The organism is Streptomyces sp. NPDC059718, from assembly GCF_042733315.1.
In the GTDB taxonomy this organism is placed as follows: Bacteria; Actinomycetota; Actinomycetes; order Streptomycetales; family Streptomycetaceae; genus Actinacidiphila.
This window is the reverse complement of the sequence record NZ_JBHWGA010000005.1, coordinates 148236-173812: the sequence shown is the minus strand read 5'-3', so window position 1 is coordinate 173812 and position 25577 is coordinate 148236. Positions and strand designations below refer to the sequence as shown.

Here is a 25577-nt window from a genome sequence, read left to right as displayed (position 1 = left end):
TTCAGTCTTCTCTCGGTTCTCTCGATGGGGGCGCGGACTACCAGCGGTAGTGCGCGAAGGCCTTGTTGGACTCGGCCATCTTGTGGGTGTCCTCGCGACGCTTCACCGCGGCGCCCAGACCGTTGCTGGCGTCCATCAGCTCGTTCATCAGACGCTCGGTCATGGTCTTCTCGCGGCGGGCGCGGGAGTAACCCACCAGCCAGCGCAGCGCCAGGGTGTTGGCACGGCCGGGGCGGACCTCGATCGGCACCTGGTAGGTCGCGCCACCGACACGGCGGGACTTGACCTCCAGGGAGGGCTTGACGTTCTCCAGGGCGCGCTTGAGCGTGATGACCGGGTCCTGCCCGGTCTTCTCGCGCAGGCCCTCGAGGGCGCCGTACACGATGCGCTCGGCGGTGGAGCGCTTGCCGTGCAGCAGGATCTTGTTGACGAGCGACGTCACCAGAGGAGAACCGTAGACCGGGTCGATGATGACCGGGCGCTTCGGGGCGGGGCCCTTACGAGGCATTCTTACTTCTCCTTCTTGGCGCCGTAGCGGCTGCGGGCCTGCTTGCGGTTCTTGACACCCTGGGTGTCGAGCGAACCGCGGATGATCTTGTAGCGAACACCCGGCAGGTCCTTCACACGGCCACCACGCACGAGCACGATGGAGTGCTCCTGCAGGTTGTGACCCTCACCCGGGATGTAAGCGGTGACCTCGATGCCGCTGGTCAGTCGCACACGCGCGACCTTACGCAGGGCAGAGTTCGGCTTCTTCGGGGTGGTCGTGTAGACGCGCGTGCAGACGCCGCGGCGCTGAGGGGAACCCTTCAGTGCGGGCGTCTTGTTCTTCTCGACCTTGTCCTGCCGGCCCTTTCGGACCAGCTGCTGGATCGTAGGCACCGTTTCTCCGGTTTCTGTGTGCCGACTCGATACTTCTAACCTGGGGTTTCAGCGGCTCACGCCGACCCACGCGGTCGGGTGTGTCGCGCACCTCATACGATTTCCGTCGAAGCGAAACTGCGTATTTGTCGGTGTATCGGCCTCGGTGTCCCGTACGGACAAGTGCACGCACGAGAACCCGGGCACACCCCAGGCACAAGGTCAGAGCGTACCCAGCGCCCAGCCTTCGGTCAAAACATATGGTCTCGGCCGATGCCGCACCCTCCCGCCGGGCCCCGCGGGGGGCTCGCGAGAACGCACTCAGCCGTGACTGACCGCCACTACCACCATAACGACGATCGCCGTGATCGCGACCGTGAACGCGGTCAGAAGGTATCCCATCACCAGTCCGCACACCGCGAGCGCGTCGCCCCGCTCGCCCGTGCGCCGGATCTCCCGGCGCGCCATGTGCCCCAGCACCACGGCCGGTATCCCGGGGATCACCAGTCCGAACATGCCCACCGCCCCGCAGACCAGTGAGGCGACCGCCTTGGCGTTGACCGGCGGCGGGGGCGCGGGGAGCCGGCGTGGGCGCGGGATGTCCGCGGTGAGTCCGTACAGCTCCTGGTACGTCACCGCCTGGTAGGCCAGCCCGACCCGGTCCTCGAACTCCGGCTGGGTCAACCGCCCTTCGGTGAACGCAGCCTTGAGCACGTCCACCGTACGCTCGCGATCATCGTTCGCAGCCCGCATCGCTCCATTATGCCCGGAAAACCACGTTCCCAGGGCGCCCCGTCACACGGTCGGCCGGTCCGTGCCGCCCCGCCCCCCGGCCGTACCGCCCTGGAAGGCCCCACAAGCCCGTCCAGGGCGGCACAAAGCCGCTGGGCGGCCACCCCGAGGGATGGCCGCCCAGCGGCTTCGAGCGGACGACTCAGCCGTTGTACGGGCCGTAGTCGTAGTCCTCCAGCGGGACGGCCTGGCCGGAGCCGGTGCCGAACGGGCTGTAGTCGATGTCGTCGTAGCCGACGGCCGAGTACATCGCGGCCTTGGCCTCCTCGGTCGGCTCGACCCGGATGTTGCGGTAGCGGGACAGACCCGTACCGGCCGGGATGAGCTTGCCGATGATGACGTTCTCCTTGAGGCCCAGCAGCGAGTCGGACTTGGCGTGGATCGCCGCGTCGGTGAGGACTCGGGTCGTCTCCTGGAAGGAGGCGGCCGACAGCCAGGACTCGGTGGCCAGCGAGGCCTTGGTGATACCCATCAGCTGCGGACGGCCGGAGGCCGGGTGGCCACCCTCCGCCACGACCCGACGGTTCTCGGTCTCGAAGCGGCCGCGCTCGACCAGCTCGCCCGGCAGCAGCTCCGCGTCGCCGGACTCGATGATCGTCACCCGGCGGAGCATCTGCCGGATGATGATCTCGATGTGCTTGTCGTGGATCGACACGCCCTGCGAGTTGTAGACCTTCTGGACTTCCCCGACCAGGTGGACCTGGACGGCCCGCTGACCCAGGATGCGCAGCACGTCGTGCGGGTTGGTGGCACCCACGGTCAGCTTCTCGCCGACCTCGACGTGGTCGCCCTCGCCCACCAGCAGCCGGGCACGCTTGGAGATCGGGTAGGCGATCTCCTCGGCACCGTCGTCCGGGGTGATGACGATCTTCTTGGTCTTCTCGGTCTCCTCGATCCGGATGCGGCCCGCCGCCTCCGAGATCGGGGCAACACCCTTGGGGGTACGCGCCTCGAAGAGCTCGACGACACGCGGCAGACCCTGCGTGATGTCGTCACCGGCCACACCACCGGTGTGGAAGGTACGCATCGTCAGCTGGGTGCCGGGCTCACCGATGGACTGGGCGGCGATGATGCCGACCGCCTCACCGATGTCCACCAGCTTGCCGGTCGCGAGCGAACGGCCGTAGCACATCGCGCAGGTGCCCACCGCGGACTCGCAGGTCAGGACCGAGCGGGTCTTGACCTCCTCGACGCCGTTGTGGATGAGCTGCTCGATGAGCACGTCGCCCAGGTCGGTGCCGGCGGTGGCCAGCACCTTGCCGTCCACCACGACGTCCTCGGCGAGGCAGCGCGCGTACACGCTGGTCTCGACGTCGTCCGTCTTGCGCAGCGAACCGTCCTCGGAGCGCTCGGCGATCGCCAGCTTGAGGCCGCGCTCGGTGCCGCAGTCCTCCTCGCGGATGATGACGTCCTGGGAGACGTCGACCAGACGACGCGTCAGGTAACCGGAGTCGGCGGTACGCAGAGCGGTGTCCGCGAGACCCTTACGGGCACCGTGGGTGGAGATGAAGTACTCCAGCACGGTGAGACCCTCGCGGAACGACGCCTTGATCGGCCGCGGGATGGTCTCGTTCTTCGCGTTGGACACCAGGCCACGCATACCCGCGATCTGACGCATCTGCATCATGTTTCCGCGGGCACCCGAGTCGACCATCATGAAGATCGGGTTGGTCTTCGGGAAGTTCGCGTTCATCGCCTCGGCGACCTCGTTGGTCGCCTTGGTCCAGATCGCGATGAGCTCCTGCGTGCGCTCGTCCTTGGTGATCAGACCGCGCTCGTACTGCTTCTGGACCTTCTCGTCCTGTGCCTCGTAGCCCGCGATGATGGCCTTCTTGGCCTCGGGCACGACGACGTCGGAGATGGCCACGGTGACACCGGAACGGGTCGCCCAGTGGAAACCGGACGCCTTCAGGTTGTCGAGCGTCGCCGCCACGATGACCTTCGGGTAGCGCTCGGCGAGGTCGTTGACGATCTCGGAGAGCTGCTTCTTGCCCACCGGGTAGTCCACGAACGGGTAGTCCTCGGGCAGCAGCTCGTTGAAGAGCGCACGGCCCAGGGTCGTGTTCAGCCGGAAGGAGTCGCCCAGCTGCCAGGGCTCCTCGCCCTCGACGTCCGCCGGCGGGGTCCAGCCACGCGGCGGGACGGTGCCGATCGGGAACCGGATGTCGATCCGCGACTGGAGCGAGAGCTCGCGCGCGTCGAAGGCCATGATCGCCTCGGCGGTCGAGCCGAACGCCCGGCCCTCGCCCCGGAGCTCGCGCTCCTCCGCGTCCGTGGTGAGGAAGAACAGACCCAGGACCATGTCCTGCGTCGGCATCGTCACCGGACGGCCGTCAGCGGGCTTGAGGATGTTGTTCGAGGACAGCATCAGGATGCGGGCCTCGGCCTGCGCCTCCGCGGACAGCGGCAGGTGCACGGCCATCTGGTCACCGTCGAAGTCCGCGTTGAACGCGGTGCAGACGAGCGGGTGGATCTGGATGGCCTTGCCCTCGACCAGCTGCGGCTCGAAGGCCTGGATGCCGAGGCGGTGCAGGGTCGGCGCACGGTTCAGCAGCACCGGGTGCTCGGCGATGACCTCTTCGAGCACGTCGTACACGACCGTGCGGCCGCGCTCGACCATGCGCTTGGCCGACTTGATGTTCTGCGCGTGGTTCAGGTCCACCAGGCGCTTCATCACGAACGGCTTGAAGAGCTCCAGCGCCATGGCCTTGGGCAGACCGCACTGGTGCAGCTTGAGCTGCGGGCCGACGACGATGACCGAACGGGCCGAGTAGTCGACGCGCTTGCCGAGCAGGTTCTGACGGAACCGGCCCTGCTTGCCCTTGAGCATGTCGGACAGCGACTTCAGCGGACGGTTGCCGGGGCCCGTGACCGGGCGACCACGACGGCCGTTGTCGAAGAGCGCGTCGACGGCCTCCTGGAGCATGCGCTTCTCGTTGTTCACGATGATCTCGGGGGCACCGAGGTCGAGGAGGCGCTTGAGGCGGTTGTTGCGGTTGATGACGCGGCGGTACAGGTCGTTCAGGTCGGAGGTCGCGAAGCGGCCACCGTCCAGCTGCACCATCGGACGCAGGTCCGGCGGGATCACCGGGACGCAGTCCAGCACCATGCCCTGGGGCTTGTTGGTGGTCTGCAGGAAGGCGGAGACGACCTTGAGGCGCTTGAGCGCACGGGTCTTCTTCTGGCCCTTGCCGGTACGGATGATCTCGCGGAGCTTGGCGGCCTCCTCGTCGAGGTCGAAGGACTCCAGGCGCTTCTGCAGCGCCGCGGCACCCATCGAACCCTGGAAGTAGGTGCCGAAGCGCTCCCGCAGCTCGCGGTAGAGCAGCTCGTCACCCTCCAGGTCCTGGACCTTGAGGTTCTTGAAGCGGGACCACACCTCGTCGAGCCGGTCCAGCTCGCGCTGGGCGCGGTCGCGCAGCTGCTTCATCTCCCGCTCGGCGCCCTCGCGCACCTTGCGGCGCACGTCGGACTTGGCGCCCTCGGCCTCCAGCTCGCCGAGGTCGGCCTCGAGCTTCTTCTGCCGGGACTCGATGTCGGAGTCACGCCGCTGCTCGACCTGCTGACGCTCCACGGAGACCTGGGCCTCCAGCGAGGGCAGGTCGCGGGTACGACGCTCGTCGTCCACCCACGTGATCATGTAGGCGGCGAAGTAGATGACCTTCTCGAGGTCCTTCGGGGCGAGGTCGAGCAGGTAGCCCAGCCGCGACGGAACGCCCTTGAAGTACCAGATGTGGGTCACGGGAGCGGCCAGCTCGATGTGGCCCATCCGCTCACGACGCACCTTGGCGCGAGTGACCTCGACGCCGCAGCGCTCACAGATGATGCCCTTGAAGCGGACACGCTTGTACTTGCCGCAGTAGCACTCCCAGTCCCGGGTGGGGCCGAAGATCTTCTCGCAGAAGAGTCCGTCCTTCTCGGGCTTCAGGGTGCGGTAGTTGATGGTCTCAGGCTTCTTGACCTCGCCATGGGACCACTGTCGGATGTCGTCCGCGGTCGCAAGGCCGATCCGCAGCTCGTCGAAGAAGTTGACGTCGAGCACTTTGTCGTCAATCCCTCTTTCGGGGTCGAAAGTCAAACATGTCTGAACGGTCCGGGGGAGGCGGGGAGCTGCTCACGGCAGCTCCCCGGCCGGCCCGTCAGACCTCTTCGACGCTGCTCGGCTCGCGCCGGGACAGGTCGATACCGAGCTCCTCCGCCGCGCGGAAGACGTCCTCGTCCGTGTCGCGCATCTCGATGGACATGCCGTCCGAGGACAGCACCTCCACGTTGAGGCAGAGCGACTGCATTTCCTTGATGAGCACCTTGAAGGACTCGGGAATGCCCGGCTCGGGGATGTTCTCGCCCTTGACGATCGCCTCGTAGACCTTCACGCGGCCCAGGACGTCGTCGGACTTGATGGTGAGGAGTTCCTGCAGCGCGTAGGCCGCGCCGTACGCCTCAAGGGCCCACACCTCCATCTCACCGAAGCGCTGACCACCGAACTGCGCCTTACCACCCAGCGGCTGCTGGGTGATCATCGAGTACGGACCGGTGGAACGGGCGTGCAGCTTGTCGTCCACCAGGTGGTGCAGCTTGAGGATGTACATGTAGCCGACCGAGATCGGGTCCGGGAACGGCTCGCCGGAGCGGCCGTCGAAGAGCCGGGCCTTACCGGAGGGCAGCACCAGGCGCTGGCCGTCGCGGTTCGGGATCGTGGCCTCGAAGAGACCGGCGATCTCGTCCTCGCGGGCACCGTCGAACACCGGGGTGGCGACGTTGGTGCCGGCCTCCACCTGGTCGGCGCCGATCGCCGTGAGGCGCTGCGCCCACTCCTCGCCGAGGCCGGAGACGTCCCAGCCCTGGGCGGCGAGCCAGCCGAGGTGGATCTCCAGGACCTGTCCCGGGTTCATTCGGGACGGGACACCCAGAGGGTTGAGGATGATGTCGACCGCGGTGCCGTCCTCCAGGAACGGCATGTCCTCGATCGGCAGGATCTTGGAGATGACGCCCTTGTTGCCGTGGCGCCCGGCGAGCTTGTCACCGTCGGTGATCTTGCGCTTCTGCGCCACGTAGACGCGGACCAGCTGGTTCACGCCGGGCGGCAGCTCGTCGCCCTCCTCGCGGTCGAAGACGCGCACGCCGATGACCTTGCCGGTCTCGCCGTGCGGCACCTTCAGCGAGGTGTCACGGACCTCACGGGCCTTCTCGCCGAAGATCGCGCGCAGCAGGCGCTCCTCCGGGGTCAGCTCGGTCTCGCCCTTCGGGGTGACCTTGCCGACCAGGATGTCGCCGGCGACGACCTCGGCACCGATGCGGATGATGCCGCGCTCGTCGAGGTCGGCCAGGACCTCCTCGGAGACGTTCGGGATGTCCCGGGTGATCTCCTCGGGGCCGAGCTTGGTGTCACGGGCGTCGACCTCGTGCTCCTCGATGTGGATCGAGGAGAGGACGTCGTCCTGCACCAGACGCTGGCTGAGGATGATCGCGTCCTCGTAGTTGTGGCCCTCCCACGGCATGAACGCCACCAGGAGGTTCTTGCCCAGCGCCATCTCACCGCGCTCGGTGGACGGGCCGTCTGCGAGCACCTGGCCGGCGATCACGCGGGCGCCCTCGTCCACGACGACCTTCTGGTTGAAGGACGTGCCCTGGTTCGAGCGGGAGAACTTGGCGACCCGGTAGGTGTTGTAGGTGCCGTCGTCGTTGGCGACGGTGACGTAGTCCGCGGAGACCTCCTGGACCACACCGTCCTTGTCGGCCTTGATGACGTCACCGGCGTCGACCGCGCAGCGGTACTCCATGCCGGTGCCGACCAGCGGGGCCTGCGCCTTGAGCAGCGGCACGGCCTGGCGCATCATGTTCGATCCCATGAGCGCGCGGTTGGCGTCGTCGTGCTCGAGGAAGGGGATCATGGCGGTCGCGACCGACACCATCTGGCGCGGCGAGACGTCCATGTAGTCCACGTCCTCACCGGGGACGTAGTCGATCTCGCCACCACGGCGGCGCACCAGGACGCGCGACTCCGCGAAGCGGTTGTCGTCGGTCAGCGGGGCGTTCGCCTGGGCGATGACGAAGCGGTCCTCCTCGTCGGCCGTGAGGAAGTTGACCTCGTCGGTGACGACACCGTTCTCGTCGACCTTGCGGTACGGGGTCTCCACGAAACCGAACGCGTTGACCCGGCCGTAGGAGGCCAGCGAGCCGATCAGACCGATGTTCGGGCCTTCGGGGGTCTCGATCGGGCACATGCGTCCGTAGTGGGACGGGTGCACGTCACGGACCTCGAAGCCGGCCCGCTCACGGGACAGACCACCGGGGCCCAGCGCGGACAGACGGCGCTTGTGGGTCAGGCCCGACAGCGGGTTCGTCTGGTCCATGAACTGGGACAGCTGGCTGGTGCCGAAGAACTCCTTGATGGAGGCGACGACCGGCCGGATGTTGATCAGGGTCTGCGGCGTGATCGCCTCGACGTCCTGGGTGGTCATCCGCTCGCGGACGACGCGCTCCATGCGGGCCAGACCCGTACGGACCTGGTTCTGGATGAGCTCGCCGACGTTGCGCAGACGACGGTTGCCGAAGTGGTCGATGTCGTCGACCTCGACGACCACGGAGGAACCGTTGTCGCCGGTGGTCTCGGTCTCGCCCGCGTGCAGCTTGACCAGGTACTTGATCGCCGAGATGACGTCCTCGACGGTCAGCACGCCGGCGTCGAGCGGCGCGTCGGCACCCAGCTTCTTGTTGATCTTGTAGCGGCCGACCTTGGCCAGGTCGTAGCGCTTGGGGTTGAAGTAGAGGTTCTCCAGCAGCGTCTGCGCGGCCTCACGGGTCGGCGGCTCGCCCGGACGCAGCTTGCGGTAGATGTCCAGCAGCGCGTCGTCCTGGCCCTGGGTGTGGTCCTTCTCCAGGGTGGCGCGCATGGACTCGTACTCGCCGAACTCCTCGAGGATCTGCTCGGTGGTCCAGCCGAGCGCCTTCAGGAGGACGGTCACGGACTGCTTGCGCTTGCGGTCGATGCGGACACCGACCATGTCGCGCTTGTCGATCTCCATCTCCAGCCAGGCACCACGGGAGGGGATGACCTTGGCGGAGTAGATGTCCTTGTCGGACGTCTTGTCGATCTGGCTGTCGAAGTAGACACCCGGCGAGCGCACCAGCTGGGACACCACGACACGCTCGGTGCCGTTGATGACGAAGGTGCCCTTGTTGGTCATGAGCGGGAAGTCGCCCATGAAGACCGTCTGGGACTTGATCTCGCCGGTCTCGTTGTTGGTGAACTCGGCCGTGACGAAGAGCGGGGCCGCGTACGTGAAGTCGCGCTCCTTGCACTCGTCGATCGAGTTCTTCGGAGGCTCGAAACGGTGGTCGCGGAAGGTCAGCGACATCGACCCGGAGAAGTCCTCGATCGGGGAGATCTCCTCGAAGATCTCCTCCAGACCGGACTTGGTGGGGACGTCCTGGCCACTGTCCAGGGCCGCCTCGACGCGAGCCTTCCAGGCGGCGTTGCCGAGGAGCCAGTCAAAGCTCTCGGTCTGCAGCGCGAGGAGGTTCGGGACCTCGAGGGGCTCCTTGATCTTCGCGAAAGAGATGCGCAGCGGGGCGGTGCTTGCGCCGTTGTTCGAATTGGCAGTCGAGGCGTTGCGCGAGGCGGCCAAGAGGGGGTCCTTCCGAGGGCTCGGACTCACTACGCGCGTACCGGCTTCCGCCCCCGGGCGCAGACAAGGAGGCCCTGGTCAGGACGGTTCCTCACGTGTGCTCAGGCTTGGGCTTGCCCCTGGTGACGGGCCAGGCGGCAGCTAACAGGCAGCGCAAAGGGTCAGTGTAGCCACTTGGCACACTGATGTCCAGTGCAGAGTTTCGGAGACCGGTGCTGCACCAATCTCGTCCTCCGGAGGGGTCGGTTGGAGCCCCTTGTTGTGAGCCGTCATGCCCTCTTTCACGCTTGCCACGCTAGGCATTCCCGCATCGCCTTCGTTCCATGCCTCGGTCCATGGCCGATGTGACGACGCGTCCTGAGAATCGCGCGCTGCGTGCGGTTCGTCAAGGCCTCCGCCCCGCGGAGATCGTCACAGCTCGAGGAAGCCGACGGTCCCGGAACAGTGATGATCACCCTACCCGGGTCGGTCGCCGGACCGGGTGACGCACCACGCAAACGACCGAGGGCGGCCACCCGAAAGGGTGGCCGCCCCGCGGCTGATCAGCCCCCCGGAAGGGGCAGGGATCACTTGACCTCGACGGACGCGCCCGCGGCCTTGAGGGACTCGGCGGCCTTCTCGGCGGCCTCCTTGTTGACCTTCTCGAGGACCGGCTTCGGGGTGCCGTCGACGAGGTCCTTGGCCTCCTTCAGACCCAGGGAGGTCAGCTCGCGCACGACCTTGATGACCTGGATCTTCTTCTCGCCGGCGCCGGTGAGGATGACGTCGAACTCGTCCTTCTCCTCGACGGCCTCGGCGGGGGCACCGGGGACACCGGCGGCCACGGCGGCGACCGGGGCGGCGGCGGTGACGTCGAACTTGTCCTCGAAGGCCTTCACGAACTCGGAGAGCTCGATGAGGGTCATCTCCTCGAACTGCGCGAGCAGGTCGTCCTGGCTGAGCTTCGCCATGATGGCGGTCCTTCCACTAATTCGGCAGGTGCCGGATGTACATGTCGGCGGGCGTACGGGCCCGCTAGAGCACGGGAGTGACTACTCCGCGTCCTCGGCGGGAGCCGGCGTACCGGCACCGCCCTGCTCGACCTTCTCGCGCAGCGCTTCCACGGTGCGGACGAGCTTCGAAGGCAGGGCCTGGAAGACAGCAGCGGCCTGGCCCTGCTTTGCCTTCATGGCACCCGCCAGCTTGGCGAGCAGCACCTCGCGGGACTCGAGGTCCGCGAGCTTCTTGATCTCATCGGCGGACAGCGGCTTGCCGTCAAGCACACCGCCCTTGATGATGAGGTTCGGGTTCTCCTTGGCGAAGTCACGGAGACCCTTCGCCGACTCCACCGGGTCACCGGTGACGAAGGCGACCGCCGTCGGACCCGCGAACAGGTCGTCCAGAGCGGTGATCCCGGCCTCGTTGGCCGCGATCTTGGTCAGCGTGTTCTTCACCACGGCGTACTGGGCGTTCTCACCGAGCGAACGGCGCAGCGTCTTGAGCTGCGCCACGGTGAGACCGCGGTACTCGGTCAGCACGGCGGCGTTGGAGCTGCGGAACTTGTCCGTCAGCTCGGCAACCGAACCGGCCTTGTCGGGCCTCGCCATAGAGCCTCGGCCTCCTTCCGGGTGATTCGGACCGCACGGGAAGGGGCCGGGCAAAACAAACGCCCCGGCGCAGGCGCACGGGGCGTGACTCGACCGGAATCACGATGAGCGTTCCCGGGAGTGCATCCACAGTCACCTGCGCGGGCCGTCCGCATCAGCGGATCCTTCGGCTGCCGCACCCTCACGGGCGCGCCAACAACCAGCGGTCTTTGGCTTCCGTTGAAGACTACGCGAACGGATCCGCGCCAGGCAAATCCGGTGTCGGGGCAGGTCAGCCCGTGAGGCCGGAGCCCCCGGTCAGGCCTGACGCCTTCATGTCCCCGAGCATCCCGAAGAGGTCGACGGTGTCCTTCGCCGGCGGCGCCTGGACGCTCACCGCGGTGCCGTAGTCGGAGTAGGAGGCGTTCATGCGGAGCGTGCCCTCCGGCGTCTTCACGCCCACGGCCATCTTCACCGGGTAGTGGTCCTGGTTGACCCAGATCTCGGTGTCGTAGCCCTTGATGCCCGCCTTCTCGGCGTTGGCGACCAGGGCCTTGCGCTCCTTCTCGGACAGGACGCCGGTGGCCTTGTTGGCGTCCACCATCTCCGCGAAGGTCAGCGTGCCCTTGTAGTGGTCCGCCTGGACGCCGCCGACCTTCTCCGCGCCGACGTGCTTCAGGCTGGGCGACTGGAGCAGCAGGGCGAGCTGCTCGGCCGGGTCCTGGTTCATGTTGTCCAGGCCGCCGGTCATCTGCTTCTGCAGCTCTTCGCTGCCGCTCACCTCGGCCGCGGCCTTCAGGTCCAGCTTCATCCAGCGCTTGCCGTCCATCTCGGCGGCCTGCTTCGCCCCCATGTCCATGTACATGGCCTGGTCCAGCATGATCATGCGGATCCGGGAGGGGGCGTCCGGGTCGGTGGCGGTGAAGGCGGAGCCCTCCATGGTGACGTCCATGACCGCCGGGTCCCACCCCTGCACGCCGGCGATCCGCAGGGTGCCGCCGCCCTGTGCGCCGGCCGGCAGGGTGAGCGTCATGCGCACCTTGGCGGACTTCGCCTCCGAGGTCTTCTCGAAGGCGGCCTGGATGGCCTTGGCGACCTCGCCCTGCGCCTGGACCGCCCCGTGGGGCGCATCGGCCTTCTTGCGCTTCTTGCCGCCCCCGTCGCCGTCGTCGCAGCCCGCGAGCCCGACCACGACGGCCACGGCCGCCAGACCGACGCCCAGACGCTTCGCTGCCGACAAGCTCATGAAATCCCCACCCCATGCCGTCCGTCGTCCCCGGGTCCCCGTGGAACCGCTTGCCACGGTAACGCACCGCGCCGACACGGTCGTACGAAAAAAACCGGCCCCGCACCTCCGGAGAGGCGCGGGGCCGGTTCACAACTGCACGGGCCCAGGGGCCCGACCCGGTCAGACGGAGGCCGGGTCCTCCTCGACGAGGAGGTTACGGGTGCGGTTCGGGTCGACCGGGATGCCGGGGCCCACCGTGGTGCTGATGGCGGCCTTCTTGATGTAGCGACCCTTGGCGGCGGACGGCTTCAGACGGAGGATCTCGTCCAGGGCCGCGCCGTAGTTCTCGACCAGCTGCTGCTCACCGAACGAGGTCTTGCCGATGATGAAGTGCAGGTTCGAGTGCTTGTCGACGCGGAACTCGATCTTGCCGCCCTTGATCTCGGTGACGGCCTTGGCCACGTCGGGGGTGACGGTGCCGGTCTTCGGGTTCGGCATCAGACCACGGGGACCGAGGACGCGGCCGAGGCGGCCGACCTTGCCCATGAGGTCCGGGGTGGCGACGACGGCGTCGAAGTCCAGACGGCCCTTGGCGACCTCGTCGATGAGCTCGTCGGCGCCGACGATGTCGGCGCCCGCGGCACGCGCGGCCTCGGCACGGTCACCGGTCGCGAAGACCAGGACCCGGGCGGTCTTACCGGTGCCGTGCGGAAGGTTCACGGTGCCACGGACCATCTGGTCGGCCTTGCGCGGGTCGACGCCCAGACGGAAGGCCACCTCGACGGTGCCGTCGTACTTGCTGGTGGAGGTGTCCTTGGCGAGACGGACGGCCTCGAGGGGCGCGTACAGACGCTCCCGGTCGATCTTGGCGTCCGCAGCGCGGAGAGACTTGCTGCGCTTGCTCACTACTGCTCCTGTGTGTCCTGAGGAGTCGTGGTGCGGGCCGAGCAGGCCCTGCCACGGAACTGCTGGTGGTGTGGTCAGCCCTCGACCGTGATGCCCATGGAACGCGCGGTGCCGGCGATGATCTTCTCGGCGGCGTCCAGGTCGTTCGCGTTGAGGTCGGGCAGCTTGGTCGTGGCGATCTCGCGGACCTGGTCGCGCGTAAGCTTCGCGACCTTGGTCTTGTGCGGCTCGCCGGAGCCCTTCTCCACACCCGCGGCCTTGAGGATCATGCGGGAAGCCGGCGGGGTCTTGGTGATGAAGGTGAAGGAACGGTCCTCGTAGACCGTGATCTCCACCGGGATCACCCAGCCACGCTGCGACTCGGTGGCCGCGTTGTAGGCCTTGCAGAACTCCATGATGTTGACGCCGTGCTGACCCAGCGCCGGGCCCACCGGCGGGGCCGGGTTGGCCGCACCAGCGTTGATCTGGAGCTTGATAAGCCCCGTGACCTTCTTCTTCTTGGGAGGCATGTGCTCTCTCCGGGTCCTAGTGAGAGTTTCCTGCCTGCGAGCAGGCATACCGCACCACGATAGCGGGTATCGTGCCGAGCTCTGAAACCGAGCAGGTCAGAGACGACCCGGCGGCACACCCGAGGACCCCCGGAAACCGCCTGGAGCGGCCGTCCGCGCCGCCTGCCGAGGGGGTCTTCGTGGCCGGGCCGGACGCTCGCCCGCCGCCGCGGTGACCGTCCCCGACGTACGCGGAAGAGCCCCCGCCCGGCGGGTGACCGCGGGCGGGGGCTCTTCCGGTGTTCCGGGCTGCTAGTTCTTCTGGATCTGGTCGAAGCTGAGCTCGACCGGGGTCTCGCGGCCGAAGATCTCGACGAGGCCCTTGACCTTCTTCGAGTCCGGGTTGATCTCGTTGATCGTGGCCTGCAGCGTCGCGAACGGGCCGTCGGTGACCGTGACCGAGTCGCCGACCTCGAAGTCCAGCACCTGGACCTCGACCTTGCGCTTCGGGACGGCACCGCCCTCGCCGCCCTCGGCGGCGGCGGCCTGCTCCTCGACCTCCGGGGCGAGCATCTTGGTGACCTCGTCCAGCGTCAGCGGGTACGGGTCGTAGGCGTTGCCGACGAAGCCGGTGACGCCGGGGGTGTTGCGGACGACGCCCCAGGACTCGTTCGTCAGGTCCATGCGCACCAGCACGTAGCCGGGCAGCTTGTTCTGGCGGACGGTGCGGCGGTCGCCGTTCTTGATCTGGACGACCTCTTCCTGGGGCACCTCGGCCTGGTAGATGTAGTCCTCGACGTTCAGCGAGACGGCGCGCTGCTCCAGGTTGGACTTGACGCGGTTCTCGTAGCCGGCGTAGGTGTGGATGACGTACCACTCGCCGGGGAGGGCGCGCAGCTCCTCGCGGAACGAGGCGACCGGGTCCGCCGGGGCCTGCTCCTCCGCGGCTTCCTCTTCCGTGGCCTCGTCCTCGTCCTCGTCGACGACCTGGACGGCAGCCTGCTCGGCCGGCTCGCCGGCGGCCTCGTCCGCAGCCTCCGCCTGGTCGATGTCGCCGTCGGCTGCCTCGACGATGTCAAGCGCGGTGTCGTCGCCCTCGACGGTCTCGTCGGCGTCGTACAGGTTCGGGTCAGACACGGTCGCTGCTTCTTCCTTCACGATGTGGAACAGGCGGTCGGGCGCCGCGGGCGCCCTCCGCGGGAGGAATCACCCGAAGACGTACGAGACGCCCTTGTTGAATCCCCAGTCAATCACGGTAACGAGCGCGATGATGACCACAACGAAGACAATCACCACGCTGGTGTAGGTGATGAGCTCGCTGCGCGTGGGCCAGACGACCTTGCGGAGCTCCGCGACGATCTGGCGGTAGAAGAGCGCGAGGCGCGCGAGGGGCCCCTTCTTGCCGCGCTTGCCGCCGCGGCGGGGCTTCTTGGAGCCGGCGTCCGTGGATTCACCGTCGGGACGACCACTTTCAGGCGTCGCGGTGGAGCCCAGGGCTTCCGTCACTCGTCCTCACCTGAATCCGGGTCGTTTGCCGAAACAATCCTCAAAGCGTCTGCCTGCTTGTAGCAGGGCCGGAGGGACTCGAACCCCCAACCGCTGGTTTTGGAGACCAGTGCTCTACCAATTGAGCTACGACCCTTTGAGTGCCCCCCAACGTACCGCATCCGAGCGGCTGCACGATGTGTGCAGCCAAGATCAGATCGCGGGGGCCATCGACGCATGAGTGTACGTGTTCGCGGGCCGGGCGTCGAATGCGTCGCGTGTCCGGGCGCGGTTCGGCGCGGTTGCGCGCGGTTCCGACCGGAACGTGAACTCGTGTGCTCCGGTACCCCCGGGTCTGCGACGATGCAGGCATGACCGCTGCAACTGAACGACGCGTGTCGGCCCGCATCGGGTCGATCTCCGAGTCCGCGACGCTCGCCGTGGACGCGAAGGCCAAGGCCCTCAAGGCCGCCGGGCGACCGGTCATCGGCTTCGGAGCCGGCGAGCCCGACTTCCCGACGCCCGACTACATCGTCGAGGCGGCCGTGGAGGCGTGCCGCAATCCGAAGTACCACCGCTACACCCCGGCCGGCGGCCTGCCGGAGCTGAAGGCCGCGATCGCCGCCAAGACGCTGCGCGACTCCGGCTACGAGGTCGACGCCTCCCAGATCCTGGTCACCAACGGCGGCAAGCAGGCCATCTACGAGGCCTTCGCCGCGATCCTCGACCCGGGTGACGAGGTCATCGTCCCGGCGCCGTACTGGACGACCTACCCCGAGTCGATCCGGCTGGCCGGCGGTGTCCCGGTGGAGGTGGTCGCCGACGAGACGACCGGCTACCGGGTCTCCGTCGCGCAGCTGGAGGCCGCCCGCACGGAGAAGACCAAGGTCGTGCTCTTCGTGTCGCCGTCCAACCCGACCGGCGCCGTCTACACCGAGGCCGAGACCGAGGCGATCGGCCGCTGGGCCGTCGAGCACGGCCTGTGGGTGCTGACCGACGAGATCTACGAGCACCTGGTCTACGGGGGCGCCGCCGCGGTCTCGCTGCCCGCGCTCTTCCCCGAGCTGCGCGACAAGTGCGTGGTCGTCAACGGCGTGGCCAAGACCTACGCCATGACCGGCTGGCGCGTGGGGTGGATCATCGGCCCCAAGGACGTCGTCAAGGCCGCCACCAACCTGCAGTCGCACGCCACCTCGAACGTGAGCAACGTCGCGCAGGTCGCCGCCCTGGCCGCCGTCTCCGGTGACCTGGTGGCCGTGGCCGAGATGCGGAAGGCCTTCGACCGCCGCCGCCAGACCATCGTGCGGATGCTCAACGAGATCCCCGGCGTGGTCTGCCCCGAGCCGGAGGGCGCGTTCTACGCGTACCCGTCGGTCAAGGCGCTGCTCGGCAAGGAGATCAGCGGCAAGCGGCCGCAGAGCTCGGTGGAGCTGGCCGAGCTGATCCTGGAGGAGGCCGAGGTCGCCGTGGTCCCGGGCGAGGCCTTCGGCACCCCCGGCTACCTGCGCCTGTCGTACGCGCTCGGGGACGAGGACCTCGTCGAGGGCGTCTCCCGGCTGCAGAAGCTGCTGGGCGAGGCCAAGGCCTGAGCCGACCGCCCCGCGGGCCCCCGGACCGGCCGGTCCGGGGGCCCGCGTGTGTGTGCGGGCAAGCGCTCGTTCGGGGAAAGCGACCGAAAGAGGTACCGGCACCCCCCGCCGGTGCGGCAGGATCTGTGGATGGCACGCGATGTATCCCTCCTCCCCAAGGCGCACCTCCACCTGCACTTCACCGGCTCGATGCGGCCCGCGACGCTGCTGGAGCTCGCCGACAAGTACGGGGTGCACCTACCCGAGGCACTGACCTCGGGCGAGCCGCCCAGTCTGCGCGCGACCGACGAGCGCGGGTGGTTCCGCTTCCAGCGCCTGTACGACATCGCGCGTTCCGTGCTCCGCTCCCCCGACGACATCCGCCGTCTGGTGCGCGAGGCCGCCGAGGAGGACGCCCGCGACGGATCGGGGTGGCTGGAGATACAGGTCGACCCCACCTCGTACGCGCCGCGCCTGGGCGGGCTGATCCCGGCGCTGGAGATCATCCTGGACGCGGTGGAGACCGCCTCCCGGGACACGGGCGTGGGCATGGCCGTCCTCGTCGCCGCCAACCGCACCAAGCACCCGCTGGACGCCCGTACGCTGGCTCGGCTCGCCGTGCGCTACACGGACCGCGGGGTGGTCGGCTTCGGGCTCTCCAACGACGAGCGCCGGGGTCTGGCCAGGGACTTCGACCGCGCCTTCGCCATCGCCCGGGAGGGCGGCCTGCTGGCGGCCCCGCACGGCGGCGAGCTGGCGGGCGCGGGCAGCGTCCGCGACTGCCTGGACGACCTGCACGCCAGCCGCATCGGGCACGGCGTGCGGGCGGCGGAGGACCCGCGGCTGATGGCGAAGCTCGCCGAGCGCGGCGTGACCTGCGAGGTCTGCCCCGCGTCCAACGTCGCCCTGGGCGTCTACGAGCAGCCCGAGCAGGTGCCGCTGCGCACCCTCTTCGACGCCGGGGTGCCGATGGCGCTGGGCGCCGACGACCCGCTGCTGTTCGGCTCCCGGCTCGCCGCGCAGTACGAACTGGCCCGGGACGCGCACGGCTTCACCGACGTGGAGCTGGCCGAACTGGCCCGCCAGTCGGTACGCGGTTCCGCGGCGCCGGAGGGCGTGCGGACCAAGCTCCTGGCGGGGATCGACGACTGGCTCAGCGACTGATCCCGGCCAGGACCGTGCGGGCCACGGCGAGCGCGAAGTCGTCCAGCGGCCGGTCGTCGACGGGTTCGCCCAGGTAGCAGTTGAGGAAGCCGCGCTGGAAGCACGCGCCGAGCAGCAGCGCGGCGGCCGCCTCGGGGTCGGCGTCGGCCCGGATGCGCCCGCTGTCGCGCTCCGCGCGCAGGTAGCGGGCGAGCTCCCGCAGCGGCACGTGCGGCCCGGAGCCCATGGGGCGCAGTGCGTCACGGTGCCGTGCCAGCAGCGCGGGCTCCGCGAAGAGCGAGGCGGCGATCGGCACGCTGGACTCGTAGAAGAGGACCGCGGTGCGCGCGATGTCGGTGAGGCAGCTCTCGACGCTGCGGTCGCCCGGGTCGGCGGTGAGCTCGGCCATGAGCGGCCCGAGCCGCGGCGCCCGTTCCTTGAGCACCTGGACGAACAGCTCCTCCTTGCTGCTGAAGTGCTTGTAGAGCGCGGCCTCCGAGCAGCCGGCCGCCTTCGCGATCTCCTTGGTGGTGGTGCGGGCGAGGCCGATGGTGCGCATCAGGCGCTCGGCGGCGTCCAGGATCCGCGTCCGGGTGGGTGTTGACTCGGGGGTGAGCATGCACTCACCCTAAAGGTGAGTGAATACTCACCAACCTGGGAGGGAACGATGGACATCACGGTGTTCGGCGCGACCGGGGGCATCGGCCGGCAGATCGTGCGCCAGGCGCTGACCGCGGGGCACCGCGTCACCGCGGTGGTGCGCGACCCGGCACGGCTGCCCGTGACGGGATCCGGCCTGGAGGTCGTCACGGCGTCGCTGACCGACCCGGAGCCGCTGCGCGCGGCGGTCGCCGGGCGGGACGCGGTGCTCTCCGGTCTCGGGCCGCGCCGGCGCAAGGACGCGGGGATCGCCACCGAGGTCACCCGTCCGGTCCTGCGGGCCATGGAGGCGGAGGGCGTGCGCCGCTTCGTGGCGGTCAGCGCGGCCCCGCTGGGCCCGGTCCCGGAGGACGAGACGCTGCTCGGCCGGATCACCGCACCCGTCGTCTCGGGGCTGCTGCGGCCCGTCTACGACGACCTGCGGGCGATGGAGGACGAGATGCGGCGCAGCGCCACCGACTGGACCGCCGTACGCCCTCCGAAGCTCAGCGACAAGCCGCTGACCGGGGTCTACCGGACCGCGCTCAACGCCAATCTGCGCGGCGGCTTCACCATCGGCCGCGCCGACGTGGCGCACGCGATGCTCGCGGTGGTCGACGACGCGGCGACGCTGAAGCAGGCGGTCGGGGTGGCGTACTAGTACGAGGGAGGCGTACCGGGAGCGGTGCGACGAGGACGGCGCCCCGCGGCGGGCTACAGGCTGACGCCGACCGTCACCGGCTCGTTGACCAGGGTGATCCCGAAGGCCGCGCGGACGCCCTCGACGACCTCGCGGGCCAGCGCGAGCAGGTCGGCGGTCGTGGCCCCGCCCCGGTTGGTGAGGGCGAGGGTGTGCTTGCTGGAGATCCGCGCGGGGCCGGTCCCGTAGCCCTTGGCGAAGCCCGCCTTGTCGATCAGCCAGGCGGCGGAGGTCTTGATGCGGCCGTCGCCCGCGGGGTAGGCGGGGGGCGTGACGTCCGGGCCGAGGCGGTCGTGGACACGGGCCAGGAAGTCCGCGTGACCGGCCTCGGTGAGGACCGGGTTGGTGAAGAAGGAGCCCGCCGACCAGGTGTCGTGGTCCTCCGGGTCCAGCACCATGCCCTTGCCCGAGCGCAGCTTCAGCACCGTCTCGCGGGCGGTGGCCAGGGGTACCCGGTCGCCCGTCCCGACGCCGAGGGCGCGGGCCGTCTCCGCGTACTTCAGCGGGCCGGACATGCCGCCGGCGTCCTCCAGGGCGAAGCGCACGCGCAGCACGACGTGGCGCGCGGGGTCCGCCTTGAAGCGGCTGTGCCGGTAGGAGAAGGCGCACGCGGCGTTGTCGAGGACGACCGTCTTGCCGGTGGTGCGGTCGTACGCGACCACCTCGGTGATCGTGCTGGCGACCTCCTGGCCGTACGCGCCCACGTTCTGGATGGGCGTGGCCCCGGCGGAGCCCGGGATGCCGGCCAGGCACTCGACGCCCGCCAGGCCCGCCTCCACGGTGCGGGCGACGGCGTCCGTCCAGACCTCGCCCGCCGCGAGCTCCAGCTCGGTGCCGCTGAGCTCGAAGCCGCTGGTGGCGATGCGCAGCGCGGTGCCCGCGAAGCCCTCGTCGCCGATCACCAGGTTGCTGCCGCCGCCGATGACCAGCAGCGGCGTCCCGGCCGCGTCCGCCTCCCGGACGGCCTCGACGACCTCGGCGTCCGTGGTCGCCGTCACCAGGCGGGTGGCGGGGCCACCGAGGCGGAAGGTGGTCAGGGGTGCGAGCGGGGCGTCGTTGAGTACGTGCACGGCATTCAGGTTACGGGGCGGGCGGCCCCGCCAGGGATGCCGCCCGCCCCGTACGGATCAGAGCGCCTCGAGGACCGTCGCGTTGGCGAGGCCGCCCGCCTCGCACATGGTCTGCAGCGCGTAGCGCGCGCCACGGGCCCGCATGGCGTGGACGAGGGTGGTCATCAGCCGGGTGCCGCTGGCGCCGAGCGGGTGGCCCAGCGCGATGGCGCCACCGTTGACGTTGACCTTGGCCGGGTCGGCGCCGGTCTCCTGCAGCCAGGCGAGGACGACGCTGGCGAAGGCCTCGTTGACCTCGAACAGGTCGACGTCCGCCAGGTCCAGCCCAGCGCGGCGCAGCACCCGCTCGGTGGCCGGGATGACCCCGGTCAGCATCAGCAGGGGGTCGGAGCCGGTGACCGCGAAGCTGTGCAGCCGGGCGAGCGGACGCAGGCCCAGGCGCTCCGCGGTCTCGCTGCTGGTGATCAGCACGGCGGAGGCCCCGTCGTTGACCGGGCTGCTGTTGCCGGCCGTGACCGACCAGTCGATCTGCGGGAAGCGCTCGGCGTAGCCGGGGTCGGCGAAGGCGGGGCGCAGCCCGGCGAGGATCTCCGGGGTGGTCGCGGGACGGACGGACTCGTCCGTGGTGAGCCCGGCGAGCGGCGCGACCTCGGCGTCGAAGGCGCCGGCCGACCAGGCGGCGGCGGCCTTGCGGTGCGACTCGGCGGCGAAGGCGTCCATCGCCTCCCGGCCCAGCGACCACTTGGCGGCGATCAGCTCCGCGCTGACGCCCTGCGGTACGAGTCCGCCCGGGAAGCGCTCGGCGACGCCGGGGCCGAACGGGTCCGCGCCGGGCGGCACGTTGGACCACATGGGCACCCGGCTCATCGACTCCACACCGCAGGCCACGACGACGTCGTAGGCGCCGGCGATGACGCCCTGCGCGGCGAAGTGCACGGCCTGCTGGGAGGAGCCGCACTGCCGGTCGACCGTGGTGGCCGGGACGGAGTCGGGGAAGCCCGCCGACAGCCAGGCCCAGCGGGTGGTGTTCATGGCCTGCTCGCCGACCTGGTCGACGGTGCCGCCGATGACGTCGTCGACCAGCGCCGGGTCGATCCCGCTGCGGCCGACGAGCTCCTTGAGGGTGTGGGCGAGCAGTTCCACCGGGTGCGTCCCGGCGAGCGCCCCGCCCGGCTTGCCCTTGCCGATGGGGGTGCGGACGGCTTCGACGATGACGGCGTCGCGCATGACGTTCTCGCCTCCTGAGGGTGCGGTGCGTAGTTAGTTTGATTTTCCAACGATCGCGTGAGGACGAGGGTAGGACGAGAGGGTTTGACATCACAACCTTCCGTGTGAGACTGGCCCGGTGAGCCCGACCACACCTGTGCCCCCGCTCCCGGGGCGCCCCTGCTCGGCGGCCGCGGCGTTGTACGTCGTCGGCGAGAAGTGGGCGCTGCTCGCGGTCCGCGAGATCCTCTACGGCAACCGGCGCTTCGACGCCATCGCCCGCAACACCGGCGCACCGCGCGACCGCCTCACCGCGCGGCTGCGCGCCCTGGAGGAGGCCGGCATCGTGGAGCGGCGCGCCTACAGCGAGCGGCCGCCGCGGTACGAGTACCACCTGACGGAGGCGGGGCGTGACCTCGCGCCGGTCATCCGGGCCCTGGTGGCGTGGGGCGACAAGTGGGCGGTGGACGAGCCGCCGGTCGTGCTCCGGCACCGGGACGACCATCCGGTGGACGCGGTCGAGTACTGCCGCGCGTGCGGCGAGGAGGTCCACGACCGCGACCTGGCGCTCGACATCCGCAGCGAGGGGTGGACGCCCGCGGGGCGGACGGGGTCCGGGTAGAGCGGAGCGCGCGTCACCACCGGGCCGGCCGGTGGTGACGCGCGCGGGACGGGGCGTCAGGGCGTCGCGTCGACCAGGGACTTGGGCGGGGCGGAGGCCGACTCGGGGGCCTTCGCGGCGCGTCGGCCCGGGATGAGCAGGGCCGCGAGCGCTCCGACCGCGACGGCGGCCGCGCCCACCCAGAGGGCGGGGGTGAGGCCGTCGACGAACCGCGTCGCCGACTCGTAGCCGCCCTGGGCGGAGAAGACCGCCGCGAGGGTCGCGACGCCGAGGGCCCCGCCGACCTCGCGGAGGGCGTTGTTGGCGCCCGAGGCGATGCCCTGCTCCTCCGGCAGGACGCTGCCCATGACGATGTTGGCGCTCGGGGCGAAGTACATCGCCATCCCGATGCCGCTCACGATCAGCGCCGGCACCTGTGCCGCGTACGACACGCCCGGCTCGATCACCACGGCGAACCAGCCGAGGCCCACCGCCTGCAGGGCGAGTCCGGCGGCGACGACCGGGCGGCCGCCGATGCGGTCGGAGAGGAAGCCCGCGATGGGCGCGACGATCATCGGCATGCCCGTCCAGGGCAGCATGCGCAGCCCCGCCTCGGTCGGGGAGTAGCCCGCGACGCCCTGGAGGAACTGGCTGAGCAGGAAGATCGAGCCGAACATGCCGAGGAACATCAGCAGGCTGGCCGTGTTGACGGCGGCGAAGGCACGGCTGCGGAAGAGCCGCATCGGCAGGATCGGGTTGCGGGCGCGGATGCCGTGCCGGACGAAGAGGGCCATCAGCACACCGCCGCCGACGAGTCCGCCGAGGACCGGACCGCTGGTCCAGCCGTCGGCGTTGCCGCGGACGAGGGCGTAGACGATGCCGAACAGACCCGCGCTGGCGAGCACCGTGCCGGTCACGTCGAGCCGGGGGTCGGGGCCGCGGCTCTCGGCGAGCCGCAGCCGGGCGAGGGGCAGGAGGAGCACGCCGATCGGGACGTTCAGCCAGAAGATCCACTGCCAGGAGATGTGTTCGGTGAGCGAGCCGCCGATGAGCGGTCCGGCGGCGACCGCGAGACCGTTCACGGCGCCCCAGATGCCGAACACCATGCCGCGTCGCTCGGGCGGCACGGTGGCCGAGAGCAGGGTGAGGGTCAGCGGCATGAGGATGGCGGCGCCGACGCCCTGGACGGCGCGGGCGGCGATGAGTTCGCCCATGCCGGGGGCGAGGGCCGCGGCGGCGGAGGCCGCGGAGAAGACGCCGAGGCCCACCAGGAACATGCGCCGGCGGCCGAAGCGGTCGCCCAGGGCGGCGCCGAACATCAGGAGGACGGCGAAGGTGAGCGTGTAGGCGCTCACCGTCCACTCCAGGTCCTCCAGGGCGCCGCCCAGGTCCGCGCGGATGGAGGGCAGCGCCGTGGTGACGACCAGGTTGTCGAGCGCCGCCATGAACCCGGCGACGCTGGTGATGACGAGTGCCCACACGACGCTGCCGCGCCGGCCCTCCGTCGGTTGCTGTGCCATGAACTCCCCCAGTTGATTAGTAATTGATCAATAACTTTCATGGACATGGATGGGCCCCCACGGCAGGCCGGCGCGACCCGTCAGCCCTTCCCCGGGAAGCGGTCGGCGTAGAGGTCCTCGATCCCCGCCCAGCCGCGCTCGTGCTGTGGGACACCGAGCGCCACCAGTACGTTCACGAGCATCCCCGTGCCGAAGAACTCCGCCGCATCGCGGTCGCCCACCCCCGTGCGTGCCCGGACGTAGTCCCACAGGCCCAGCCAGCCGCGCCGGCAGGCCTCGCGGATCTCCTCGTCGTCGACGGCGGCCACGTACATCTGCAACTGCATCCGCAGGACGTCGCCGTCCCCGATGAGCTCCTGGTACGAGCCGCACATCGCCTCGAACGCCTCCTCCCCCTCCAGCCCCTCGGCCGCCTTCTCGAAGTGCGCCTCGATCGTCTGGACGCACCTCGCCGCGACGGCCATGAACAGCGCCTTCTTGTTCGGGAAGAGCCGGAAGAGGTACGGCTGCGACACACCCATGCGCTTGGCGATGACGTTGGTGGAGGTGCCGTTGTAGCCACCCGTGCCGAACTCCGTCATCGCCGCGCGGATCGCCGCCTCGCGACGCTCCTCCGCGCTCATCCGCATGCCGTCACCTGCCATGCCAAGTAAGTTATCAGTCAATAACAAGCCTGGGCAAGAGGAAGGCGGCGGGACGCCCCGCCGCCCTCTCCTCACGGCTACGCCAGCCGGACCACCGCGCGCGACATGCCCAGCACCTTCTGTCCGGCGCTGAGGGCCGTCACATCCACCCGGACCGTGCGCTCGTCGTCGTCCAGCTTGGCCGCGACCTTGGCGCTGACCTCGATCAGCGCGCCCGTGTCGTCGTTCGGCACCACGACCGGCTTGGTGAAGCGGACCCCGTACTCCACGACCGCGCCCGGGTCGCCCGCCCAGTCCGTCACCACGCGGATCGCCGAGGCCATGGTGAACATGCCGTGCGCGATGACGTCCGGCAGGCCCACCTCGGTGGCGAACCTCTCGTTCCAGTGGATCGGGTTGAAGTCACCGGAGGCGCCCGCGTACTGCACGAGTGTGGCGCGGTTCACGGGGAAGGACCGCGCCGGCAGCTCGGTGCCGACCTCGACCTCGTCGTAGGAGATCTTCGCCGTCATCGGTTCACTCACCCTCCGGCGCGCGCGCCACCAGTTTCATCAGCGCCGTCACCACGTGCTCGCCGCTCTCGTCGTGGACCTCGCCGCGGACGTCGATGACGTCGTTGCCCGCGAGCGACTTGATGGCCTCGATGGTGACCGTCACCGACAGGCGGTCACCGGCCCGCACGGGGCGGGTGTAGCTGAACCTCTGGTCGCCGTGCACCACCCGGCCGTAGTCCAGTCCCAGCTCCGGGTCGAGGACGACCTGCCCCGAGGCCTTGTACGTGATCACGAACGGGAAGGTCGGCGGCGCGATCACGTCCGGGTGACCCAGGGCCTTGGCCGCGTCGGGGTCGGTGTAGACCGGGTTCGGGTCGCCGACGGCCTCGGCGAACTCGCGGATCTTCTCCCGGCCCACCTCGTAGGGAGCGGTGGGCGGATACGTCCGCCCCACGAAGGACTGGTCCAGCGCCATCGGCACCTCCTGGAGCTGTGGTTTGCGCGTCGGCGGGTCCGCCAACGCCAAGAGGCCGCCCCCGGTGCAGGGGCGGCCTCTTTGGTCTTACGGCCTGGGTCAGCGCGTCTCGCGGTGCGCGGTGTGCGCGTTGCAGCGCGGGCAGTGCTTCTTCATCTCAAGACGGTCCGGGTCGTTGCGCCGGTTCTTCTTGGTGATGTAGTTCCGCTCCTTGCACTCCACGCAGGCCAGCGTGATCTTCGGGCGGACGTCGGTGGCGGCCACGTGAGTGCTCCTTGACGAACGGCAATAAGGTTTGAACACGGAAAGAGTAGCCGATTGAAGGACCGATCCCACAATCGGCTACGCGGGGTAGCGGCGACCGGACTTGAACCGGTGACACAGCGATTATGAGCCGCTTGCTCTACCGACTGAGCTACGCCGCTTCGATGAAAAGATCACCCGCCGGGTGGCGGGTCATCCGATCACCAGAGCCCCAATACGGAATCGAACCGTAGACCTTCTCCTTACCATGGAGACGCTCTGCCGACTGAGCTATTGGGGCGAGCGAGGAAGACATTACAC

General features: G+C 69.4%; 24 protein-coding genes and 3 tRNA genes. 4 read left to right on the top strand and 23 right to left on the bottom strand.

From position 1 onward, the window contains the following. Nucleotides 1-37 precede the first annotated feature (37 nt). The 13 genes from rpsG to ACFV3E_RS08615 form a co-directional block, all read right to left on the bottom strand. The gene (gene rpsG, locus ACFV3E_RS08675) at nucleotides 38-508 is read right to left on the bottom strand and encodes a 30S ribosomal protein S7 (protein ID WP_018558864.1); all 471 of its coding nucleotides are present in this window, start codon (nucleotides 506-508) and stop codon (nucleotides 38-40) included. A 2-nt stretch (nucleotides 509-510) separates the two neighbouring features. Continuing rightward, nucleotides 511-882, bottom strand: coding sequence for a 30S ribosomal protein S12 (gene rpsL, locus ACFV3E_RS08670; RefSeq protein ID WP_014144289.1), 372 nt, complete (start codon nucleotides 880-882; stop codon nucleotides 511-513). Nucleotides 883-1182: 300 nt separating this feature from the next. Then, entirely contained in the window at nucleotides 1183-1614 is a 432-nt protein-coding gene (locus ACFV3E_RS08665) for a DUF1707 and DUF4190 domain-containing protein (protein ID WP_500328153.1), read from the bottom strand. Between the two features lie 181 nt (nucleotides 1615-1795). Beyond that, complete coding sequence (locus ACFV3E_RS08660) at nucleotides 1796-5695, bottom strand: DNA-directed RNA polymerase subunit beta' (protein ID WP_500367174.1); 3900 nt, start codon at nucleotides 5693-5695, stop codon at nucleotides 1796-1798. Nucleotides 5696-5792: 97 nt separating this feature from the next. Beyond that, the gene (gene rpoB / locus ACFV3E_RS08655) at nucleotides 5793-9281 is read right to left on the bottom strand and encodes a DNA-directed RNA polymerase subunit beta (RefSeq protein WP_500534073.1); all 3489 of its coding nucleotides are present in this window, start codon (nucleotides 9279-9281) and stop codon (nucleotides 5793-5795) included. A 566-nt stretch (nucleotides 9282-9847) separates the two neighbouring features. Beyond that, nucleotides 9848-10231 carry a 50S ribosomal protein L7/L12 gene (rplL, locus tag ACFV3E_RS08650; protein ID WP_499513416.1) on the bottom strand — a complete coding sequence of 128 codons (384 nt, stop codon included), beginning with the start codon at nucleotides 10229-10231 and terminating at the stop codon, nucleotides 9848-9850. 81 nt (nucleotides 10232-10312) lie between these two features. Further along, nucleotides 10313-10867 (bottom strand): 50S ribosomal protein L10, encoded by a 555-nt coding sequence (rplJ, locus tag ACFV3E_RS08645; protein WP_319135235.1) that lies wholly within the window; start codon nucleotides 10865-10867, stop codon nucleotides 10313-10315. 271 nt (nucleotides 10868-11138) lie between these two features. Beyond that, a complete protein-coding gene (locus ACFV3E_RS08640) occupies nucleotides 11139-12092 on the bottom strand; it encodes an SCO4651 family lipoprotein (protein WP_500534072.1) in 954 nt (317 codons plus the stop codon). 162 nt (nucleotides 12093-12254) lie between these two features. Next, the gene (rplA, locus tag ACFV3E_RS08635) at nucleotides 12255-12980 is read right to left on the bottom strand and encodes a 50S ribosomal protein L1 (RefSeq protein ID WP_500367180.1); all 726 of its coding nucleotides are present in this window, start codon (nucleotides 12978-12980) and stop codon (nucleotides 12255-12257) included. A gap of 74 nt (nucleotides 12981-13054) precedes the next feature. Then, nucleotides 13055-13489 carry a 50S ribosomal protein L11 gene (gene rplK / locus ACFV3E_RS08630; RefSeq protein ID WP_319135229.1) on the bottom strand — a complete coding sequence of 145 codons (435 nt, stop codon included), beginning with the start codon at nucleotides 13487-13489 and terminating at the stop codon, nucleotides 13055-13057. Between the two features lie 291 nt (nucleotides 13490-13780). Continuing rightward, nucleotides 13781-14605: a transcription termination/antitermination protein NusG gene (gene nusG / locus ACFV3E_RS08625; protein WP_500534071.1), complete on the bottom strand. Its 825-nt coding sequence runs from the start codon at nucleotides 14603-14605 to the stop codon at nucleotides 13781-13783. 69 nt (nucleotides 14606-14674) lie between these two features. After that, a complete protein-coding gene (gene secE, locus ACFV3E_RS08620; RefSeq protein ID WP_499513412.1) occupies nucleotides 14675-14974 on the bottom strand; it encodes a preprotein translocase subunit SecE in 300 nt (99 codons plus the stop codon). Between the two features lie 63 nt (nucleotides 14975-15037). Continuing rightward, nucleotides 15038-15110, bottom strand: a tRNA-Trp gene (locus ACFV3E_RS08615). Between the two features lie 214 nt (nucleotides 15111-15324). Between ACFV3E_RS08615 and ACFV3E_RS08610 the strand changes: the two genes are divergently transcribed. Both ACFV3E_RS08610 and ACFV3E_RS08605 read left to right on the top strand, forming a co-directional pair. After that, nucleotides 15325-16542 carry a pyridoxal phosphate-dependent aminotransferase gene (locus ACFV3E_RS08610; RefSeq protein WP_500534070.1) on the top strand — a complete coding sequence of 406 codons (1218 nt, stop codon included), beginning with the start codon at nucleotides 15325-15327 and terminating at the stop codon, nucleotides 16540-16542. Nucleotides 16543-16671: 129 nt separating this feature from the next. Next, nucleotides 16672-17685 carry an adenosine deaminase gene (locus tag ACFV3E_RS08605; protein ID WP_500534069.1) on the top strand — a complete coding sequence of 338 codons (1014 nt, stop codon included), beginning with the start codon at nucleotides 16672-16674 and terminating at the stop codon, nucleotides 17683-17685. Here ACFV3E_RS08605 and ACFV3E_RS08600 read toward each other — a convergent pair. Next, on the bottom strand, nucleotides 17675-18283 hold the full coding sequence (locus ACFV3E_RS08600; protein ID WP_500534068.1) for a TetR/AcrR family transcriptional regulator: 609 nt from the start codon (nucleotides 18281-18283) through the stop codon (nucleotides 17675-17677). The genes ACFV3E_RS08605 and ACFV3E_RS08600 overlap by 11 nt on opposite strands. Nucleotides 18284-18331: 48 nt before the next feature. On the opposite strand from ACFV3E_RS08600, the gene ACFV3E_RS08595 reads away from it, so the two are divergent. Continuing rightward, entirely contained in the window at nucleotides 18332-18964 is a 633-nt protein-coding gene (locus ACFV3E_RS08595; RefSeq protein ID WP_500534067.1) for an NAD(P)-dependent oxidoreductase, read from the top strand. Between the two features lie 53 nt (nucleotides 18965-19017). Here ACFV3E_RS08595 and ACFV3E_RS08590 read toward each other — a convergent pair whose 3' ends face one another. Together ACFV3E_RS08590 and ACFV3E_RS08585 are read right to left on the bottom strand one after the other, a co-directional pair. Beyond that, a complete protein-coding gene (locus tag ACFV3E_RS08590; RefSeq protein ID WP_500534066.1) occupies nucleotides 19018-20073 on the bottom strand; it encodes a UDP-N-acetylmuramate dehydrogenase in 1056 nt (351 codons plus the stop codon). A gap of 57 nt (nucleotides 20074-20130) precedes the next feature. Then, entirely contained in the window at nucleotides 20131-21300 is a 1170-nt protein-coding gene (locus ACFV3E_RS08585; RefSeq protein WP_500328166.1) for a thiolase family protein, read from the bottom strand. A 118-nt stretch (nucleotides 21301-21418) separates the two neighbouring features. Between ACFV3E_RS08585 and ACFV3E_RS08580 the strand changes: the two genes are divergently transcribed. After that, nucleotides 21419-21901, top strand: a complete 483-nt coding sequence (locus tag ACFV3E_RS08580) for a winged helix-turn-helix transcriptional regulator (protein WP_500534065.1) — start codon at nucleotides 21419-21421, stop codon at nucleotides 21899-21901. Nucleotides 21902-21957: 56 nt separating this feature from the next. Here ACFV3E_RS08580 and ACFV3E_RS08575 read toward each other — a convergent pair whose 3' ends face one another. The 7 genes from ACFV3E_RS08575 to ACFV3E_RS08545 all read right to left on the bottom strand — a co-directional run bounded on the left by ACFV3E_RS08575 (nucleotide 21958) and on the right by ACFV3E_RS08545 (nucleotide 25557). Continuing rightward, entirely contained in the window at nucleotides 21958-23400 is a 1443-nt protein-coding gene (locus ACFV3E_RS08575) for a DHA2 family efflux MFS transporter permease subunit (RefSeq protein ID WP_500534064.1), read from the bottom strand. Between the two features lie 80 nt (nucleotides 23401-23480). Beyond that, nucleotides 23481-24044, bottom strand: a complete 564-nt coding sequence (locus ACFV3E_RS08570) for a TetR/AcrR family transcriptional regulator (protein WP_500534063.1) — start codon at nucleotides 24042-24044, stop codon at nucleotides 23481-23483. Between the two features lie 77 nt (nucleotides 24045-24121). After that, entirely contained in the window at nucleotides 24122-24556 is a 435-nt protein-coding gene (locus tag ACFV3E_RS08565; protein ID WP_500534062.1) for a MaoC family dehydratase, read from the bottom strand. Nucleotides 24557-24560: 4 nt separating this feature from the next. Beyond that, nucleotides 24561-25013 (bottom strand): FAS1-like dehydratase domain-containing protein, encoded by a 453-nt coding sequence (locus ACFV3E_RS08560; protein WP_500328171.1) that lies wholly within the window; start codon nucleotides 25011-25013, stop codon nucleotides 24561-24563. Between the two features lie 99 nt (nucleotides 25014-25112). Beyond that, the gene (gene rpmG / locus ACFV3E_RS08555; RefSeq protein WP_004571794.1) at nucleotides 25113-25277 is read right to left on the bottom strand and encodes a 50S ribosomal protein L33; all 165 of its coding nucleotides are present in this window, start codon (nucleotides 25275-25277) and stop codon (nucleotides 25113-25115) included. A gap of 88 nt (nucleotides 25278-25365) precedes the next feature. Then, nucleotides 25366-25438: transfer RNA gene (locus tag ACFV3E_RS08550), tRNA-Met, on the bottom strand. A 46-nt stretch (nucleotides 25439-25484) separates the two neighbouring features. Further along, nucleotides 25485-25557: transfer RNA gene (locus tag ACFV3E_RS08545), tRNA-Thr, on the bottom strand. Between the last annotated feature and the right edge of the window lie 20 nt (nucleotides 25558-25577).